General features: G+C 62.6%; 15 protein-coding genes. 4 read left to right on the forward strand and 11 right to left on the reverse strand.

The window, feature by feature from the left end; translation table 11 throughout:
* Positions 1-84 precede the first annotated feature (84 nt).
* From U0025_RS24855 to U0025_RS24890, 8 genes are all read right to left on the reverse strand, one after another.
* A complete protein-coding gene (locus U0025_RS24855) occupies positions 85-2,139 on the reverse strand; it encodes a ParB/RepB/Spo0J family partition protein (RefSeq protein ID WP_004212842.1) in 2,055 nt (684 codons plus the stop codon).
* Positions 2,140-2,363: 224 nt separating this feature from the next.
* Positions 2,364-4,229: a strawberry notch C-terminal domain-containing protein gene (locus U0025_RS24860; RefSeq protein WP_004212843.1), complete on the reverse strand. Its 1,866-nt coding sequence runs from the start codon at positions 4,227-4,229 to the stop codon at positions 2,364-2,366.
* Positions 4,230-4,524: 295 nt separating this feature from the next.
* Positions 4,525-5,529, reverse strand: a complete 1,005-nt coding sequence (locus U0025_RS24865) for a tyrosine-type recombinase/integrase (protein ID WP_004212845.1) — start codon at positions 5,527-5,529, stop codon at positions 4,525-4,527.
* Positions 5,526-6,881, reverse strand: a complete 1,356-nt coding sequence (locus U0025_RS24870; RefSeq protein WP_004212846.1) for a tyrosine-type recombinase/integrase — start codon at positions 6,879-6,881, stop codon at positions 5,526-5,528. Before U0025_RS24870 ends, U0025_RS24865 begins: the two co-directional genes overlap by 4 nt.
* A complete protein-coding gene (locus tag U0025_RS24875; protein WP_004212848.1) occupies positions 6,878-8,110 on the reverse strand; it encodes a site-specific integrase in 1,233 nt (410 codons plus the stop codon). The genes U0025_RS24870 and U0025_RS24875 overlap by 4 nt, the downstream gene beginning before the upstream one ends.
* 90 nt (positions 8,111-8,200) lie before the next feature.
* A complete protein-coding gene (locus tag U0025_RS24880) occupies positions 8,201-10,417 on the reverse strand; it encodes a strawberry notch-like NTP hydrolase domain-containing protein (RefSeq protein ID WP_004212850.1) in 2,217 nt (738 codons plus the stop codon).
* 67 nt (positions 10,418-10,484) lie between these two features.
* Positions 10,485-11,252, reverse strand: coding sequence for a DUF7146 domain-containing protein (locus U0025_RS24885; protein ID WP_323156776.1), 768 nt, complete (start codon positions 11,250-11,252; stop codon positions 10,485-10,487).
* A 194-nt stretch (positions 11,253-11,446) separates the two neighbouring features.
* On the reverse strand, positions 11,447-11,767 hold the full coding sequence (locus U0025_RS24890; protein ID WP_004212853.1) for a single-stranded DNA-binding protein: 321 nt from the start codon (positions 11,765-11,767) through the stop codon (positions 11,447-11,449).
* A gap of 784 nt (positions 11,768-12,551) precedes the next feature.
* Here U0025_RS24890 and U0025_RS24895 point away from each other — a divergent pair.
* A complete protein-coding gene (locus U0025_RS24895) occupies positions 12,552-13,703 on the forward strand; it encodes a replication initiation protein (RefSeq protein WP_037492281.1) in 1,152 nt (383 codons plus the stop codon).
* Between the two features lie 51 nt (positions 13,704-13,754).
* On the opposite strand, the gene U0025_RS24900 is transcribed toward U0025_RS24895, so the two are convergent.
* Together U0025_RS24900 and U0025_RS24905 are read right to left on the reverse strand one after the other, a co-directional pair.
* A complete protein-coding gene (locus U0025_RS24900) occupies positions 13,755-14,933 on the reverse strand; it encodes a winged helix-turn-helix domain-containing protein (RefSeq protein WP_004212855.1) in 1,179 nt (392 codons plus the stop codon).
* A gap of 20 nt (positions 14,934-14,953) precedes the next feature.
* Positions 14,954-15,190 (reverse strand): hypothetical protein, encoded by a 237-nt coding sequence (locus U0025_RS24905; RefSeq protein ID WP_004212856.1) that lies wholly within the window; start codon positions 15,188-15,190, stop codon positions 14,954-14,956.
* Positions 15,191-15,219: 29 nt separating this feature from the next.
* Between U0025_RS24905 and U0025_RS24910 the strand changes: the two genes are divergently transcribed.
* A complete protein-coding gene (locus tag U0025_RS24910; protein ID WP_004212858.1) occupies positions 15,220-16,422 on the forward strand; it encodes an AAA family ATPase in 1,203 nt (400 codons plus the stop codon).
* Positions 16,423-16,468: 46 nt separating this feature from the next.
* Entirely contained in the window at positions 16,469-17,509 is a 1,041-nt protein-coding gene (locus U0025_RS24915) for a ParB/RepB/Spo0J family partition protein (protein ID WP_004212859.1), read from the forward strand.
* Here U0025_RS24915 and U0025_RS24920 read toward each other — a convergent pair.
* Entirely contained in the window at positions 17,503-18,210 is a 708-nt protein-coding gene (locus tag U0025_RS24920; RefSeq protein ID WP_157225235.1) for a hypothetical protein, read from the reverse strand. The two genes, U0025_RS24915 and U0025_RS24920, sit on opposite strands and share 7 nt — an antisense overlap.
* A 381-nt stretch (positions 18,211-18,591) precedes the next feature.
* Here U0025_RS24920 and U0025_RS24925 point away from each other — a divergent pair, with 381 nt between their 5' ends.
* Positions 18,592-19,830 (forward strand): hypothetical protein, encoded by a 1,239-nt coding sequence (locus tag U0025_RS24925; RefSeq protein WP_004212862.1) that lies wholly within the window; start codon positions 18,592-18,594, stop codon positions 19,828-19,830.
* The last annotated feature ends 155 nt before the right edge of the window (positions 19,831-19,985 follow it).

The following is a 19,985-nucleotide window of genomic DNA, read 5'->3' on the forward strand; positions in this document are numbered from 1 at the left end:
GACCCGACGGCTGACGGATCATGAAAAAAAGGGCGGCACTCCGAAGAGCACCGCCCCAAGTCGCCTCGAACTGTCGGTTGAGCGTCAGGCCGCTTCGCTCAGGCCATCGTCGTCCGTGATATCGCCCACCGGCTCGACGTCCTCGCCGTCCAGCGCATCATCGACCGCCTCGACATCCTCGTCCTCCTCAGCCTCAAGGAAGGCCGAGCGGGCGGGATAGCGTTCCGGCTTTTCGATCGCATCGAACCGCATGGCGTCGGGCAGCCAGGCGGTTGCCTTCTCCCGGATCTCAGCCTCTACGATGCCCTGACCATTGCAGAGCGCCGCGCAGGTGGTGGCGAGGTCGCCTTTCTTGGCGTCCTTGTAACGACCACGCAGGATCGGGCCGCCGATGTCCTCCAGCGCGTCCAGCATGACATCCTTCTTCACCCGGCCGAAGAAGTTTGCGGCCGTCGGACGCCACCACTGCTCGACTCGGATGTCGAGGATCCGGCCGAGGTGATCGTGGAACCCGTTGAGCCGACCGCCATCACCGGCATTCAGCGTCGGCTCGAACGTCTGAGCGATGACGAAGGCGACCCATCCGCCCCGGGCCTCGTCGTCAAGCGCGCGGAAGGCATCGAAGCGCGCCGACATCGTGTCGTGCCCCGCCCAGCTGGTAACAAGCGCTTGCCGTTGATCGGCGATCGTCTGCGACGCGAGCGAGCCCTCGTCGCGAAACGCGAAGATCGGGAATTGCGAGGGTGAGGCTTTCAGCGTCGAGTGGCTGCGGACATAATTGTTCGCGAAGACGGCATCCTGCGCCATGAGGAAGATGGTGAGGTCGAGCGCGAGCGCCGGATCGCTTGCAAGATGGGCGACAAGGATTTGACGCCGCTGGGTGGCGAGCTCGTCGATCAAGGTCGCGCTGAGCTTGACCCCCTGCTCGACCACATCATCGGCCCCGCCAATCGGGCTGACCACCACAGGTGCGTTCGGATCGACCACCGGCTTCTCGCTGAACATCCGGGTATGGACGCGGACAGCCCCGTCGCCGCCGATATAGACGAAGGTGCCGAGCTGGGCGCGGACCTCGGGATCGACGACCTTGCGGGCGGCGTCGAGATCATCGAGTTCACGCTCGATTTCTTCGAGCCGGGCAGTTGCCGCCTCAGCCTCCTCGGTGCCGTCGACCAGCTCAGATTCGAGCTGATCGACCAGCGTGTCATTTTCCATCTCAAGGGCCTCGACCCGGACCTGTTCGGCCTCCGTCAGCGGGCGGGCAGTAGCATGATATTCATGCAGTTGCCGTTCGGTATCGTAGGGCACATGCGTCGCCGCTACTGGCGTGACGAATGCGAGACCCTGGGACTCGGCCAGTTCAGCGGCAGCGGCTTCGAGCTTCTGTGCCGCCAGATCCTCCAGGAGCTCGACATCGATCCAGTTCTCGTCGCCCTCAGAGGCGAACAGGTCGCCCTCGATGCGGCCGCCGGCGGCGAGATAGGCATCCCGGCCAACAAAGCGCGCCTTGACGTCGTTCGCCTTGACGGTGCCGTTCAGGATCGCACGCCGGATATTGTCGGGTTGATTGCCGTAATAGGCCGACTTCATCTGTTCGAAGACCCGCGCCTGGCGGTCGGTGTCGCCGGTGACCGCATAGGCCTGTGCGACGCCCAGACTGATTTCACCGGCAGCGAGCGCCTGGAAGATGCAGGGTGCCAGTTCCGCGAGGCGAACGCGCTGCTCGACAAATCGGGTGGTCACGCCGAACCGCTTAGCGACGTCTTCGGCCGACGCGCCCTTGTCGATGAAGTGATTGAAGGCGGTCGCTTCGTCCGCCGGGTTCATCGGCAAGCGACCGAAATTCTCCGCGAGGCTCGCCTCGGTGCTGTCGGCATCGTCAGCCAGGACCAAGGCCGGCACTTCATGATCAGTGGGCAGGACGCCCGTCGCGATCAGATGCTGGAGCGCGCGCAGGCGACGCCCACCGGCCTTGACCGTGAAATGGCCGTTCTTCTTTAGGGGGGTGACCACGAGATTCTGCAGCAGCCCATGCGCCGCGATGGTGGCAGCGAAGGATTCGATATCGAGGTCGCGATTGCTCTTGCGAACATTGTCCTTGGACAGGGACAGGTTCTTCACTTTGACGGATTGGATCATCGGATTTCTCCGTAGGAGAGACGAGCGCCAGCGTGCCGCGCTCGGGACCTGCTCATCAGGCCCACCAAGGCGAAGCCCCCTCCCCTCTCACATGAGGGTGATCGGGCCGGTCGAAGACGCGCGGACGCGCGCCGGACACTGCGCGATGGGGCCAATGCGGCGACGATCCCGGTCATCCCTCGCCGGTTGTTGCGGCGCGGCACGCGTGATCGTCGCCGAGCGGATCAGGCAGCGATGCGCGCCAGGATATCGGCAGCGCGGGTGGGCGGCAGGAACAGTCGGGTGCGATAGGAGATGATCTCGGAGAAGCAGCCCAGCGCCTTGAGTTCGGCCAGCCGGCTTGGAGGCCAGTCGATCAGCTCAAGGCGCTGCTCGCCCGCCACGAGACTGCGCTTGAGATGATATGCACCGACCGGCTCCACACCGCCGCTATCGAGTACGTGCCGGACGATATCGGTCGGTGCGAGCTCGATCCCGCCCGCCACGCCGAATGCGCTGCTGACCTTGGACACCATCGGTGCCGGGATGAGACGACCAAGCAGTGACTGCCCGTCTTCAGTCTTCAGGCGCCAGACCTGGACATGATCGTCGGGAAGCTTGCCCCAGACGGGAAGGAGGAGGCCAGTGACGAGGTAGATCGTCTCGGTTCGCGTGCGGTGTCTCAGATCCTCGACCTCCTGATCCCAGAGCTTCGCGAATTCCTCGGCGTCCGCATCCTCCCACAGCGTTTCGAGAAACAGGTCCTGACGGAGACGCTCGGTCCGTGCCGGCCGGACCAACTCCCAGCGCTTTACCAGCTGGCCGTCCTCGTCGGTGAGTGAATGGGTGGCGCTGCAGATGGCGGCCTTGCCCGAGCGACGGTTCACCACGCACCGGCTCTCGCCATCCTGGAGCAGCCATTCGACACGATCGCGGGTGACCGGACGATAGCGTTGCTCGGTCTCGAGCCGCAGCATTTCCGTGACAGCGCCGCTCACCGGGTCTTCGCGGATACAGGTCCGGTCGAGAATGGTGATCCGCTCGGCATCGATCGTCTCGACGCCGACATCGAGCGTACCGGCTTCCCGCGCCGCCTCGATCCGTGCCTCGATCAAGCCGAGATATTCGTCGAAAATCGCGTTCTGCAGGCTGATCCTCAACGCTAGGATACGGTTCAGCCAGCGCTGTATAGGCGGCAGATCCTCGACCATGCCACCGCCCTCACCTTCCAGATTAAGGCCCGTCAGCGCCTGAAAATCTGCAAAGCTGGTCGAGGCGAGCTTGCCGGCGAAGAGCAGCCGGAACCAGGTGACGAGTGAGTCCTTGGCGAAATCCGATTCCAGATTGTCGCGGGGATTGAACAGGCCCTGCCCGCCGGTCTGGCGCTGGCCGCGGGTGAGTGCGCCCAGGCTGTCGAGACGGCGCGCGATCGTCGAGATGAAGCGGCGTTCACCCCGGCAATCGGTCGAAACTGGACGAAAAAGCGGTGCAGATGCCTGATGGGTGCGGTGGGTACGCCCCAGACCCTGGATCGCAGCGTCGGCTCGCCAGCCTGGCTCAAGCAGATAGTGAATGCGGCGGCTTTGATTTTCGGCCGCGAGACTGGCGTGATAGCTGCGGCCGGTGCCGCCGGCATCCGAGAAGATGAGGATGCGCTTGGCGCCGCGCATGAAAGCATCGGTTTCGGCAAGATTGCTGCGCGGGGACCGGCTTTCGAGACGCTGCCCACCACGCCCATCTGCCACGATCCGGCGCGATCGTCCGGTGACCTCGGCAACCTGATCGACGCCGAAATGACCGATGATATGGTCCAGCGCGGAGCCTACGACCGGGAGAGCGCACAGTTCTTCCAACAGCTGGTCGCGCATCCGCATGGCCTCCTGGCTGTGAACAGGACGCCCGTCCTCGTCGATCATCGGCTCGGACCGGACATTGCCGGAATCGTCGGTGTAGGTTCGCATTTGCCGCGTCGGGAACGCCGCGCTCAGATAGTCCATGAGGAACTCACGCGGGGACAGTTCGATATCGAGATTGGCCCTCGCCTCGGCATCAAGGGCGGCCAGCGTTCGATCGAGCATCGCCTCGGCCGTCGAGACGAGCTGGATCACCACGCAATCACCGCGAGCAAGATCGGCATGAATGGCAGGGATCAGCGATGGCAGTTTCAGCGAAATCAGAAGCTGGGCAAAGAACCGCTGTTTGGTCGATTCGAAGATCGAGATCGCCGCAGCCTTGGCACCGCCATTATAGGTCGATTTGCTGAAACTGTCGGTGATACGGGTCGCGTCGAGCGCGGCCTGCAGGTTGCGGTGAATGATACCTTATCGCGAGGAAGCGATAATGCGCAGGAACGCGGCGTAGGCCCCGCCAGACTGCGGAACATTGCGGCATTTCCTGCGCATTATTTCACAGGGTGTCGAGCCACTCCATCAGGCTGGCATCCCGTTTCCACGAAGGGGGTACGTTGCTCGCCGCCGGCGCACCCACCTGTTCCAGCGCCTTTCGCTTGGTCTCGAGATTGGCCTGTGCGTAGTGGTTGGTCGTGTCGAGGCTGACATGCCCCAGCCAACTGCGGATAACGGTAATGTCCACTCCGGCTGCTACAAGGTGGACGGCGGTTGCGTGCCGGAAGCTGTGCGGCGTCACATGCTTGGACCGGAGCGACGGCACAGCCTTGGCTGCCTCGTCAACATAGGCGGCGAGTTTGAACCGCACGCCCGACGCGCCCAGCGGCTTGCCATATCGGTTGACGAAGATGCGCTCGTCTGGCGCACGCGGTTGGCGTTCCAGTAACTTTTCGATCAACGTCACGGTTTCCGGCCAGAGCGGACAGATCCGTTCCTTGCGCCCCTTGCCATTGAGGCGAGCGCAGTGGGGTGCATCGAACCGGATCGCGTCGGGGCACAGATCAAGCGCTTCCTGGATCCGCGCGCCGCTGTTGTACAGGAACGAGAGCAACGCATGGTCGCGCATTCCCGCGACAGTGCTCCGATCGGGTTGGGCGAGAATCGCCTCGACTTCCGCCGGCTCGAGATAGCACGGCGCGGATGTCGGTTCCCGCTTGAGCGGTACGGTCAGAACCTCTGCGCATTGCGCGACATATTCCGGATTCCTGTCCGCCACGAAGCTGAAGAAGCTGCGGATCGCGGCGAGCCGGCAGTTACGCGTGCCGATCGTGGACCCGCGCCCATGTTCGGTATGGTGGAGGAACGCGCGCACCTCGTCGGCAGAGATATCGGCCAGTGCGACTCGCGCGACCCCGCCGCCTTTTCGCTCGGCGATAAAGCGCAGCAACAGCCGCCAGGTGTCACGATAGGACCGGATCGTATGGACCGAAGCACTGCGTTGCTCGACCAGCCATTCCTGGAAGAACGCCCGCAACAGAGAGGGGAACGGGTTGCTTCTCGTCATGGCCGCGCCTCCATGGTGAGGCATCGGGCGCCGACGGCACGGAAGCGTTCGCTTGCTTCCTGCAGCAGATCCTGCGTGACGGTGATGTAGACCAGCGTGGAGTTGATATCCCGGTGGCCCATGTAGGTGGAGAGGAAGTGCAGCTTGTCCTGCGGATTGACGCCGGCCCGGTACCATTGGAGTATCCGGTTGACGACCATCGAATGGCGCAGATCGTGAACGCGCGGCCCCGTTCGCCCGGTCGGGGCCTTGAACCCGGCGCGGCGCATGACATCGGTGATCATCGTCGAGACAGACCGCGGCGTGTAGCGATCATTGAAGTGCCCGTGCCAGAACAGACCTGATTCCGGATTTTGCGGCGCACCTGCGCGCTGCCTTGCATCGATATAGGCGCGCAGTTCGGCGAGGACGCTGCCTGTCAATGGCAGGAGCCGGGTCTTGTAGAACTTCGTTTGCCGGATCGTGATCGTGCCCGACTGGAAGTCCACGTCGCCCAGATCGAGTCTGGCGAGTTCGCTGCGGCGCAGACCGGCACAATAGGCCAGAAGCACCATGGTGTAGAGGACCATCGGTCGCAGCGGTGCATTTGGCGACGGGTAGGAACGGGCAACATTGAGCATGTTCCGGACATCGGACGGGCTGAAGATATGCGGCCGCCGATGTTCTCGCGCCACTTCCCGTTCGGGCCGGGCGTCAAAGCGTTTCGGCGGGATGCCGGGATCGAGGCGATGCCGCGCCTTGGTCAGGAGGCGCCCGAGCTTCTGGCATTCAGCCGCGTGATTGCGAGTTGGTTTGGCCGCCTTCCAGCACGCCAGCATGGTTTCAAGCGATGACCCGGCAAGTTCGGGGTTCGCCTGAAGGAACCGGTCGAACCGCAATATCCAGTGGCCCTGCGTTTCATACTGATAGCCCCGGCTGTGCATCAGCGCGACATGATCGCGCATGAAGTCGCCCAGCACGCTGCCGAAGGGTGCAGGCTGTCGCAACGCGGCGACTTCCTCATCGGGATTGGACGACGCCAGCGCGCGCCAGATCGGCTTGCTGTGTTTGACGTTGTACCGACGGCGAAGCGCGACAATGGGATTGTCGGCGATCAGTCCGATTTCGGCGAGGTGGTCAAGGAAGCGATCGACGATGCAGACCTGGTTCAGCAATGTCGACATTCGCCAGCGTCTTGCCATTTCCTTCAGCCAGGCCTCGAGCATCTGCCGGTCCACCGCCGGATGCCGGCGGGCAACATCTTCGAAGGTGCGAAGGAACCAGCGATAGGTCGGTACGCTTCCCGGCCGGAACTGCGATTTTACCAGGAAGGCGTCGACGACGGTGCGATCGGGATCGTGCCAGGCGCTCATGACAGCACCTCCATTCCAGGCACATCGAGTGCCACGGCTCGGAGATCATCTGTTGCCAGTTTGAGATAAGTATTGGTGGATTCGGTGGATCGATGCCCGAGCACGTCGCCGATAATCTTTTGCGGGACCGACGCCCGCAGCATTTCAACCGCACGGGCGTGACGGAACACATGCGGTCCCCGCTTCCCGGGCGGTTCGACGCCTGCGGCCGACAACCGTCCCCTGACCATGCCATACAGGTTCGTCATCGCGATATAGGGCGCGCAGGACCGGACGAAGACCTCCCGCGCTTCGGTCCGGGGCCGCCCATGGCGAAGGTAATCGAACAGCGCCTCGCCAACCGGCGCCAGGAGCGGCATGGCGGAATGCGCATTGGTCTTGGTGTGGCGGATATGCAGGGATTCTTCGCGCCAGTTCACGTCCTCAAGGCGCAGGCGACAGATTTCGCCTTCGCGCAGGCCATATGTCGCAAGCAGCTGAAGTATCGCATGATCGCGCAGCCCTCGCGGCGACAGGTCCGTCTTCGCAGCTGCCAGCACCGCCGCGATTTGCTCCGTGTCCAGCGTCGAGGGCACATCTTCATAGGCGTAGAGCATGGGACCGATGATGTGCGGGGTGAGATCGGTCGGGATACGACCCGTCCGGTGCAGATAGCGGACCACCGAGCGGAGCCGCTCCGCAACATCCGCCAGTGACTTGCGCCGCAGGCCAGGCCCGCGCATGTCCATGTAGAGATCGACATCCCTGACATTCAGTGTTGCGAGACCAGCTCCGCCGCCGCGATCGAACTGCCAGCGCAGGAAGTTTCGTGCCTCCCACATCGCCGCCGCAATGCTCGCACTCGCCAGACCGCGTTCGTCGCGCAGCCATGCCTCGTATTCGCAGCAGATCGCATGGCGGAACGCCGCGTCGGGTCCGGTCAGTTCCGGTTCGGGAGGCCATTTGCCCTGGGCAAGCCGAAGCAGCTTGGAAATCGCCGTGCGCGGCAGCTTGTGCCAGCGTGGGCTGGGATCCCGGCCATACCGGGCCTGAAAATCCTCGATCGCATAGTGGAAATACTGATCGACCTGCCCGGGCGTCACGGATTCCACCCGGATATCGCATTCGGCCAGGTAATCGAGAAACGCACGAGCATAGAGGCGATGGTTCGCAACCACCACGGGATTGTAATTTCGCTCCGTCAGGAAATTCGTGAGCTTGGCGATCAGCTCATCGTGCAACTTCAACATGATTGTCTCCTCGGTTGGTCCAGAGACCGCCGAGGTTCGCAACCAAAATAATGCGCAGCAAATTTGCGCCAGATAACGGAAATTCCGCGACTACGCCGCGTTCCTGCGCATTATCGCTTCCTCGCGATAAGCCGTCTTATGCGCAGCTGCGCATAAGATGCTCCAGGCGTCCGCATAGGCATCGTAGATAGCGATCTGATCGGCGGTCAGCTGATGTTCGAGGATGTCATATTCGACGCCAGCGAAACTGAGCGCGCGTGCCGCATAAAGGCCTTGTGCCTTCAGATCGCGGGCGATCAGTTCCATTGCCGCGATACCGCCCTGACGCAGGCTCTCGACGAAATCGCGGCGGTCGGAAAATGCCGTTCCCGGACCCCAAAGGCCAAGCCGGGTGGCATAGGCCAGATTGTTGACGTCCGAGGCCCCCGTTGCGGACACGTAGAGGACGCGGGCGCGGGGCAGGAGATTTTGCAGCCGGACGCCGGCGATGCCCTGCTCGGATCCCTTGGAGGTGCCGAACCGCCCTTCCCCGCCAGCCACACCGGCCATTTCATGGGCTTCGTCGAAGACGATCATGCCGTCATAGCCGGCACCCAGCCAATCGGTGATCTGTTTGAGGCGCGTGCCCTTGTCGCCACGGCTCGACCGCAACGTAGCATAGGTGAGGAAGAGCACGCCCTCACTGGCCCCGATCGCCGTTCCGAGCTTCCACTGGTTGAGATGTTGGAGATCGAGCGCAAGCCCGCCGACGGCAACCCAATCACGACGGGCATCTTCGAGCAGCGTCTCGGTCTTGGAGATCCAGACATGTTTGCGGCGGCCGCGCAGCCACTGGTCGAGCAGGATCGCTGCGACCTGACGGCCTTTGCCCGCCCCAGTGCCATCGCCCAGGAAGAAGCCGGTGCGAACCCCGCTTCCCGCCTCGTCCGGCGTCAATGTGAGACCTTCGTCCATGGTCAGGAATCGGCCCGGAAGATCTCGCTCGAACGCAGCGCCTGCATAGACGACGGTCTCGACCTGCGCATCCGAGAGTATGTTTTCGGCGAGCAATTTCGGTGGCAAGATCGGCGCATAGCTTGTCTTCGGCGCGGCGATCGAACCCATAGCGATCGATTCCACGAGCGCCGTCGGGTGAGGCCGCGCTGCTGCCAGGGCGATCCGGCTCGGTCGATAGGGAAGGTAGAGCCCGGAGGGTTCGCCGACCGGCGCGGGAGCGTCGAGCACCTCGAATGCGATGGGTTCCACCGGGGCAGCCACGTCGACGCGCCTCGGCGCCAAGGGCTTGATGGCACCACGGCGCGCTCCGGCAAGCAGAGCTGAAGGCCGCGATATCACCCGGCCCGGGCGTATGGACGGCCTTGCCGCAGTCGGCATTGGGTGAAGGGAACACGCATCGAGGGCCTCGTCCAGGGTGGCGCAGCTGATCGCGCTGGCCGGAACGCCTTCACCGCCCTTGTGCAGGAGGAGGAGCTGCACAGCCTGTGTCGTACCGTGCCGCGCATAGGCAGACGCCGGTAATTCGATCTGGCGAACGAGCGTCGAGCCGGCGGTCGCGATCTTCCATTCACTCGATTGCGGATCAACGCGGGTGGGAAGGATTGCGACACAGCGACCACCCGGGCGCAGGCGCGTGAGGGCAGATCGCAGGTGGCGCAGGCCCGCGACCCGATCACGGCCACGGCCCTCACTGCGCGAGAACGGCGGATTGATGAGGATGACATCCGGCACGAGATCGTCCGGCAGCAGATCGTCGATGAGCTCACCGTCATGGCCGAAGATGCGTGCATCGGGGTAAGCAGCCGCGAGCATGGCCCGGCGCCAGGGATCAATCTCGTTGAGGATCAGCCGGGCCTGGGCACGTCGGGCGAAGATGGCGAGCAGGCCAGTCCCTGCCGAGGGTTCGAGTACGATGTCGCGCTCGCCGATGCCGGCGAGCCGCGTCGCGATCAGGGCGATCGATGCCGGTGTCGAGAATTGCTGGAGATCAATCTGCTTCTCGCTGCGTACGCTATGAACCGGCAGGCGCGCGACCATGGCGGCGACAAGCGCAAGCTGAGCCGGCGCCGCGTCCGGCAATGTGCTGCCGGACAGGAAGAGCACCTGCCCCAGTTCGAGCACATCATAGGCATCACGGATCGACCAGTCCCCGCTCGCGGGTGCCGAGCCATAGGCGCGGGTCATGGCGCCGATCAGCGTGGGTCGATCGATGGGAATATTGCTCCCGATCTTTGCGGCGATTTCGCGCGCGGCAATGATGGCGGGGTCGGAGAAGTCGAGTTCAGCAACGGCGGAGGCGGTAGCGGGCATAATGGGGCTCCTTGATGTCGCCCGATGATCAGCACCGGGCCGTCTCGCCGAAGGCCCCCTCTCCTCTCTACAATGGCTGGGTCAGCAGACCGGACCTGGGAACCGAATTGCGGGCAAGCCTGTCGCGCAGGGCGTCATTCCAGTCGTCATGATCTTTTGGAAGCCAGTGTTCGACCTGGCGGTCGTTGGCAGAGAGATGTTCGTAGGCGCGCTCAAAGCATGTCCGTGCCGCCTCATTGCGCTGCCCGAATACTATGACCCGCCTGACGCTCGAGGGTATGCCGACATGGGCGTAGCGCTCGGCGCCGAGCACCGCCCAGACTGGCAGGTCAAACCAGTCGCGCGCTGAAAGGGCATCTTCGATCCCTTCGGCCAATCCAAGCGTGTCTTGCGGTACGCCGAATTGCACACTGCCCGATCCCAGCAGCCCGAGCGCAAGCTTCGGCTTGCGAAACGGGCGATGCAGGATGTCGGAAGGATCCAGGAACGTGCGATGGACCGCGACCAGTCCGAGTTCGTTTTTCACGGCGGCAATCATCGCCGGCAGACTTCGGCGCTCCTTGCCCTTCCCGATGATCGTCGTGGGATTGAACCGTAGCTCAGGCGTTGGCGTGAAAACGCCTCGGGCGCTGAGATAGCTTTCAGCAAGCGTACCATCGATAGCCACGCTACGATGCCATAAGGTTTTGGCGAGACCGCTCAGATCACGAGCAGGCAGGCGCGGTTCAACGTGAATGGGGGCGCGGTCATGGAGGCCCTGCCGATCGAGCGCCTTCAGGATGTCGATCGAGGTGCAGCCGGCAAAGCATTTGAACAGGATGGCCTTCGTTCCCAAGCGAACGGACAGGCTTGGCGATCGATCATCATGCGCAGGGCATCGGCACTCGCCGTGTGAGCCTGTCCATCGGCCGCCCAGGCGTTCGACGATCTGCTTTGCGCGAGTCGCTGCGTCTAAAGAGGCAGGCATAGGGAAACTCCTTCTCGAACCGGAAGCGCAAACCCGGCCTGCCCCCTCCCCTCTTCGCGGCGCTATGCTGATTTTGGTGCGAGGACACCGAATTCCTCGACGATCCGGTCGGTCGTGTAATGGGTCGTTCCATCACGCTCGTAGGAACTGTCGCGTAGCCGGCCCGCTACCCGGACGAGATCGCCGACATGGACACGTTCTTCGATATACTTTCTCTGGCCCTCGCTGAAGATCACGACGCGGTTCCAGTAGCTGTCCTCGATCCACTCATCGCCTTCACCACGGCGGCGATAATTCGCGCAGACCGAGACATTGGTGACCTTGGGTTTGGCGTCGATCTCCCCGATCCGCCCTATAATCTCGAACTTTGCGAAGTTGATCATGGTGCCTCCAGCTTGGCGCTGAGCAAACATGAACGAGCAAACGATCGGATTTCGCACGCCATATGACTGCTGAGCTGCCGTGGGCTGCACGGTACGGGAGCACGACCTGGGCTCCTATCCCCCCAGTTGGAGGGATAGGCAGGGGAAGCAACAGGCCGTCTTCACTCGATGGTTGGCGGTTGATCTTGGGGACGAGCTACGCCCGACTGATGATGCGGATCTTGGTGAGCGATAGCTGCCACCGCTGGTCACCGGGCACCACCGAATCACTTCTTCTGAAAGACTCCATCTATAAAAACGCCCGGCGCGCAGCGTCGGGGTGATTCTAAGATTCTAATGATTCTATGATTCAGGGCCGCTATGTGTTTGAAACCACAGACTGAATCAGGGTCTAACCTGACCTCTTGGGGGCTTTTGCCTGACTTCGCGGGGGATGTAACCTGTCCTGGCGGGGGCTCTAACCTGACCTCTTGGGGATCATCCTGTCTTCTTGGGGGAGGCGTGGTATCGTGACCGAACCATGTGTTTCGAGCCGCTTTTTGGTCCCTGTTTCGCGCGATACCGCTGACAATTGCGACTCGGCGGAATCACAGGCGGAATGTCCGATTCTCACGGCGAATCTATCCTGACCTTTTGGGGGCTCTAAGAAGAGTCTAACCTGACCTGACTTGACGAACGAGGTCAGGATAGGCAGTTTCCGAAACAGTGTGAGGTGAATCGCATGGGAGTGCCAGCGGAAAGCGTAGACGAGGAAGGCGGCGAAGAGACTTCGGCCGCCCGCTCGATGCGCGTGGCTGCAGCGCTCGCTCGCAAGGGTGGCGACCAGTTCGCCAAACCCGGTCGCCTTGTCGAGGTCCGCTTCGTCAAAGGGCAATCGCTCAGTCTGACCGCCTCCCGCCTCCTCGCCCTCATGATCCTGACTGCGGGCGGCGATGCCTGGCAAGACACGACGCACCGTATGCGAAAGTCGGACATCCGTCGCGGCCACAAGGGCAACGAACGAATTGTCGATATGCTTGAAGAGTTGCACAGAACGCTCTTCGCAGAGGATGACAAATCTTGGCGCGGCAAGCGCGCCACGAAGCGTTTCAACCTTATTCAGGCGTCTTGGGAAGAGGTCGAGGACAACGACAAGGAAACGGGCTGGATCGAGTGGCAGTTCACGCCTGACGCTCGCCGGCTTATCCAGGAGTCCGAAACCTATGCGGTGATGAACCGCCAGGCCGTGCTAGGGTTCAGGTCAGCCTATGCCCTGAAGCTGTACGAAGAGGGCGCTCTTCGCCTCCACAGACGGCAACCTGTGTGGAAAGTCGATATGGTGGGTTTGCGCGCGGCGCTGGGGATCGATCCCGACAAGTATGCCGACTTCGCTCAGCTACGCCGCAAGGTTCTGACGGTCGCCAAGGCAGAGATCGACCAGCTCGCCCACTTCACAGTCGAATGGCAAGAGATCCGGCGAGGCCGTGCCGTGATCGAGATCGAGTTCCGGTTCGTCTCGAAAGATGCGCCGGCGCAGATTGCAACGGTCGACGAACTCGAGCGTCATTCGAAGGGACGGAAAGCTAGGCGCGACGATACCGTCGAGAAGGTCGTGGCAAGCGATAGTCCCCTTCCCCACAGCCCGACCGTCGACGGCGTGGACGTGGCGAATGTCCTGAAGAAGGTAACTGCTGCGCTGGTAAGCTCGGACGCGGCGTCGTCGGGCGGAGTAGAATTGTGGGCAAGGTTCCCCCGGGGCCGGCTGCATTTCGGGGCTACCGAGGAGGCGGCTCGTGAGATTGGAGTTCGCTATGGCGGTGGCTGGGACGTCGACATGATCGCCGAGGCCTATCGCGACCATATGGGCGCTCGCTTGAACACCCTGTCCGGTACGAAACTCGAAAAGTCCTGGAAGGGCTGGTGCGAAGCCTTTTTCAATCGGCGAGGCCGGCCGTAACAGCACAAATTGCAGCCCTGCAATTTGTGCCACAAAGGGTCGTGCAGGCGGTCACACGCCCCTCACCGCATCGCCGAATATCACACGGTCCAATCCCAGCCACCGCGCCATTGACCGGAGGGCCTCGTCCAGCTCTTCGCCGGCATGAGCAGGCGCGTCGCTCTCGAACGTCTTTTGTTGAACGAGTAGCGCTTTCGCTTTCCGGTCTGCCTTCAGGTCGACCCGTGCGACGATCTGCTCATCAAGCAGGAACGGTAGAACATAATATCCATAGGTGCGCAGCGGAGCAGGGACGTATATTTCGATCCGATAGCGTATGCCAAAGAGGCGCTCGGCGCGGTCGCGTTCCCAGATCAATGGATCGAATGGCGCTAGCAAAGCGGCATGGCGTATTCGTCGTGGGCGCCTCGCCTCCCGGTGCAACCACGTTGACTGGTTCCACCCATCAATCTTCACGGGCTGAAGGACGCCCTCCTCCACGAGCTGCGCAATAGCTGGATGAGCCTCTGTTGGAGAAAGCCGGAAATAGTCACGCAGATCTTTTGCCGTTGCTACGCCAAGGGCGCGGGCGCTGTGCTCAATGAGTTGGCGTCTGGCTGCCGCAGGTTCCGGGGTGGGGAGAGCGAGGATCGTCTGTGGCAACACGCGCTCGGTGAGATCATACACTCGCTCGAAACTCGCACGTCGTGTCGCAGTGGTGATGTGGCCGGACCAGAAAAGCCACTCCAGCGCCATCTTGCTGTCGCCCCACTCCCACCAGCCTGCGCGTCGCTTCCCGCTTTCGATATCGGATGCAGCGAGGGGTCCGTCGTTGCGGATGCGCTCGAGGATCGAGATCGCGTCCGCCCGCCGATCGCGCGCGAATATGCGCAGACCCTTCCATCCAGTCTCGCCAGCGTCTGCCATTGCCTGTCGCCATCGCAGCAACGGCTGGAGGGGGAGGGGGATCAAAGACGCTTCGTGCGCCCAATATTCGAAGAGCCGACGCGATCGGAGTGGCCCCCAGGCGTCGGCCTCCAGCAACCTCGGATCATAAACACCAAGGCGCGAATAGGCCGGAAGGTAGTGAGCTCGCGTCAACACGTTGACGCTGTCGATCTGGTGGAGACCGAGCCGGGCGATAGTACGCCGCAAATGGTTAGCCCTGACAATAGAAGGCATGGCCTCACCAAAGCCTTGCGCGGCAAGGGCGATGCGTCGGGCAAGCGCGGGGTTGAGGCTCTCTGTCATGACGACACATATCAACGCGGTCACTTGCGACCCGCAAGGATGAACGTCGCGCTATCGTCAATCCTGTGCCCCCACCGAGTCAGGTTGCGAGCGGAAGGCGCGTCTGGCACAAATTGCAGGGCTGCAATTCCTGCCATGAAGGCGTCGATTAGCCCCCAAGAGGACAGGATAGAAGTACGGGCTGGCGATCCGACGGTCTCCATGGTCCAACTGTCAAATTTCGGGCGGATATTGACCAAAAAGTGAAAATCGAACATGGATGCTCCAGACTTTAACAGGAGCAGCTATGGCGTCCGCAATTGATGAAGTGCGGATGGGGGAAACACTCGATGTTGCGTCGCTCGCTGCTCGGTCTTCCTCTGTCCTTGAAAAGCTGCGCAACTCGGCCCGAAGCGCGCGCGCCGACGAGCGGCGAGAACCGACGTTTCAGATCGGAAAGGCCGCCGATCTGGTGGGGCGGACGACCGGAGCGATTCGCGAGGCCGAGAGCGATGGCCGTCTTGTGCCACCTCCGCGGACAGAAAGCGGTCGGCGCATGGGATACACGCTTGCTCAGTTGAATGACATGCGTGGCGCCTTTGGCACGCGCCCATGGCGCGATCCAAGCGACCCGTGTTCTGTCATCGCGGTCCAGAACTTCAAGGGTGGTGTCGGCAAGTCGACGGTGTCGGTCCATCTGGCGCAATATCTGGCGATCCGCGGCTATCGTGTCCTCCTGATTGATTGCGACAGCCAGGCGTCTGCTACGACCCTTTTCGGCTATGTGCCGGATCTCGATTTGAACGAGAACGACACGCTCTATCCGTACCTGCGAGAGGGTGAACGCAAGTCCCTCGATTATGCGATCCGCAAGACCCATTTCGATGGTCTTGACCTGATCCCGGCCAACCTGCGTCTCTTCCAGTCGGAATATGAACTCGCGGCGCGTATGGCGCGGGGGCAGGGGGCTCTGCTCGATCGAATGGCGCAGGGTATCGCCTCGGTGCAGGATCTCTACGATGTAGTGATCCTCGATCCGCCGCCAGCCTTGGGAGCAATCTCCCTATCCGTTCTCAGGGCAGCCAACGCACTGGTGGTGCCGGTTCCACCAACCGTGATGGACTTCTCCTCGACGGCTGCCTTTCTCGCCATGCTCGACGAGACCATTCAGGAACTCTCGACGCACGACCTCGCGCCGCAGCTGTCCTTCCTGCGCTTCGTGGCATCGAAGGTGGATGAGGGCAAATCGATGCAGAAGGGCCTGCTCGACCTGATGCGGCAGGTTTACGGAACCGCCATGGTACGCTCGCCGCTCAAGGACTCTGCCGAGATCGACAACGCTACCGCCCGTCTGATGACCGTTTACGAACTGGACGGCCCGATGACGAGCAAGACCGTGCGTGATCGCTGCCTGACCTATCTCGATGGCGTGAATGCCGAGATCGAGCTTGATATTCGTAAGACCTGGCCCAGCCATCTGAGCCGTTTGCGCAAGGATGGGCATGCGTGATGGACAAGAATTGCAGCCCTGCAATTTCGGCAAATAGGGGGGCAAAATGAGTTCGAAGAACAAGAGCTTTCTAGGCGATCTGGCGTCCTCTGTGGAGCCCAGCGCCGAAGGTCAGGAGCGTGGTCCGCGTTTGGGGGTAGGGGTCCTTGGCGGCCGTAACAATCGCTTGGCCGAACTAGCTTCCGGTGCGGTGGTGAATAACCCGCAGGAACTCGTTGATCCGGCGCGCTGCCGGATTTGGGAACGGCACAATCGGGACTACGGCGCACTGAGCCGTGAACGGTGTGACGATCTAATCGAGAGTATCCTCGCGCAGGGCAAGCAGGAGGTCCCCGCGATCGTTCGGCGCATTCATGAGCCGGACTATGATTTCGAGATCATCTGCGGGGCTCGCCGCCATTGGTCGGTATCTTGGCTACGGGCGAACAATCATCCCGAGGTGCGCTACCTCGTGGAAGTGCGCGATCTGACGGATGAGCAGGCGTTTCGCATTTCCGATCTGGAGAACCGGGCGCGCGAGGATCTCAGCGATCTGGAGCGAGCGCGAGACTATCTTAAGGCGCTCGATCTCTATTATGGCGGCAGCCAGAAGGAGATGGCGAGGCGGCTGAACCAGTCCGAGGCGTGGGTCAGCCGTTACCTTGATCTAGCCAGATTGCCTGAAGCCGTCGTCGCGGCTTTCCCAGATCCTTTCGAGCTGAAGATCTCGCATATCGGCAGTCTGAAGCCTGTGCTGAAATCCGACGATGATCGCTCGCGTGTGCTCGCCGAGGCGCGTCGTCTGTTTGAAGCGCGCGCGGCAGGCAATGAGGGGTTGCCCGCCAATGCTCCTGAGACGATTCGCGCCCTGTTAGCGGTGGTCGGGTCGGCCGCGCCGCGCAAGAAGGAGCCCAAGCCGGCAAAAGCCCCCAAGAGGACAGGATCGGATTCCGTGGTCGTGCATAGCCCCGGCGGCACGGCACTGCTTCGCGTCGACGGAAAGGACAGGCGTGGCGTGACGCTGACGCTCTTCCACAAAGGCGGCGGGAGTCGAGCGGAGGCCGAAGCAGCATTACGCGACCTTCTCGATTATCACTGGCCTCAATAAGGGTGGCCGCGTCTCTCTCTCGCCCGGCTGGCAAGCTTCGCCGCTCCTTGAGGAGAGATTTTAAGAAGCCGTGCGATCGCAGGGATGCGGATGCCCGGAAAGGCAGCCTCTAAGCGCATGAGGGCAGGGAGCTTACTGCGCCGGGTGACGCCGAGCTCCTTGGGAAGGTTGGCATCGAGCCTTTCAACGGCATCAAGTTCTTTCAGGCCAGTCAGCGCGGTGTCTCCAAGGCGCTTTTCGAGATCAACGGCAAGATCGCGCGCAGTGACGCCGAAGAACCTTGGAAGGCACACGAACGACGGGATGATCTGGGAGGTAAATCCTGCGGCGAGCAGCGCCATTGGAAGATGGCAGGCCAACAGCCAGATCGTGCCGAAGGTTCGGGGATCGACGGTGAGCTGGCGCCCGTCCAGCGTCGCTAGGGACCGACCGCCGACCGGCGCGATCTCGAGCTCCGCGTGGACCTCCAGGAGGCGCTCTGCGACCGCCAGAAGGGTAGGGGCTGGATATGGTTCGGCCAACCTCCGCTTGGCCGCTCGAAACGCCGATCCGAATAGAACGAGGTCGTGGCGGCCCCAGGTCTGCGCCTCCTCTCGATCGTCGAGCAGCAGGCGCAGCGCGTTGAGCGTCGCCTTGGCCACGGCATCACCTTCTGCTTCCTGTGCGAGCAGCACGAAGTGCGCGAGTGCTGCGACCGACATGGGGTCATTCAGGCCTTCACAGTGGCGAGGAGGAGGGCTCCGGCCTGTAATCCAGGCAAGCAGGTCGCTTGTGTCGACCGGTAGCCCCGCGAGCGCGGCAACTGTTGAGGTCGCTGACATTCGCGCTCTCCCAAGCCAAATGTCGCGTGCTGGACTACGAAAAAGACGACCGTCGAGCCGACCGATGAGCAGCAGTGGGGCAGGGGAGGGCGGCCTCGGCATCCGATATGGTTATCGGTGATCTCAACCAAAGTCACATGTTAGTTGAGGCAGCCGATACTGATGGGAAATCGACATGTGATAATTGCAGTTATCACATAAGCGGATTTGACCGTTCTTTATAAGGTGGGCTACAAGCGCGGCTGAGGAGCGAGGCGCGTCGTGAGCACCGAAACCGCCCGGGAAGGGCCAGAAATCCCCGTAGCGCCGCCTGAGGCTGTCCTGCCGGCCGTCAGGGCGCCGGCCGACCTTGCGTGGACGATCGTGCAGATGCGCGCCGGCGAGCGCATCACCGTCAACGAGGGCCTGATCGCCGCCTATCAGGCCGCTTCATCGCCCCATAGCATCCGTGCGCTCAAGTCCGACGTCGAGGCGTTCGATGCGTGGTGTAGGCGCAACAACCGGATTGCACTGCCGGCGACGGCCGAGACGGTGGCCGACTATCTCGACTCGCGGGCAGGCAAGGGGAGCCGCCCAGCCTCGCTATCCCGCTACAAGGCGTCGATCGCCAAGATCCATCAGTTGCTCGAACTCAAGGACCCAACCCCCGCGCCGCTGGTGAAGCTGCGGCTGCAAGCGGTGCGCCGTGAGAAGGGCGCAGCGCAGAAGCAGGCAAGGCCGCTGCGGTTCAAGGGGCCGGTGCGCGACGTGGAACGCGACAAGGCGCGTGGTCTCAACGTCCGGGCGCTGCTCGAGAGCTGCGGAAACGATCTGCCGGGGCTGCGCGATCGCGCGCTGCTGTCTGCCGCCTATGACACCGGCCTGCGTGCGTCCGAGTTGGTAGCCGTGGCCATCGAGCATATCGAAGAGGCGATCGATCCCGAGGCGCGGCTGCTGCAGATCCTGCGGAGCAAGGGCGATCAAGACGGGGAGGGGGCAACCGCCTATCTCAGCCCGCGTACCGTGTCGGCGATCGCGGCCTGGACCGAAGCGGCCGGGATCACGGCGGGGCCGCTGTTCCGGCGGGTGCAGGTGCGGCGCTACAAGGCGCGCGCCGCCGTGCGCGGTCGGCCGATCGACAGCATCTCGGGGCGGGAGACCTGGGATCTGCGCAAGACGCTGCCCAGGCCTGCGGTGAAGGCGCGGGTCGAATATGACATCGGCACCGTCGCGCTGCACCCGGGTTCGATCGGGCCGATCTTCCGCTCGATCATCCAGCGCGCGTTCGATCGTGGCGCTCTGCCCGACCTCACAGCCGAGGATCTGGCGCGGCTGCTCAAGGGCATCAGCGCGCACTCGACGCGGATCGGGCTGAACCAGGATCTGTTTGCGAGCGGAGAGGATCTGGCTGGGATCATGGATGCATTGCGGTGGAAGTCGCCGCGGATGCCGCTCGCTTATAATCGCAATCTCGCGGCAGAGCAGGGGGCGGCGGGGCGCCTTATGGCGAAGATTGGCTAGTCATGACGGCCTAAATAGGTCTTTGGATGATGCCGTGCGACCACACGACGGCGGCAGGTAGATCGAGGGATTTGCGCAGCGGCAAGAACCGGAGAAGGGAGGCTGAGCCCCCGGGGTCTTGAGCTACAACGTTAAGCCTAAGAAACGGGCAGGGG

Source organism: Sphingobium yanoikuyae (assembly GCF_034424525.1).
Lineage (GTDB): Bacteria > Pseudomonadota > Alphaproteobacteria > Sphingomonadales > Sphingomonadaceae > Sphingobium > Sphingobium yanoikuyae.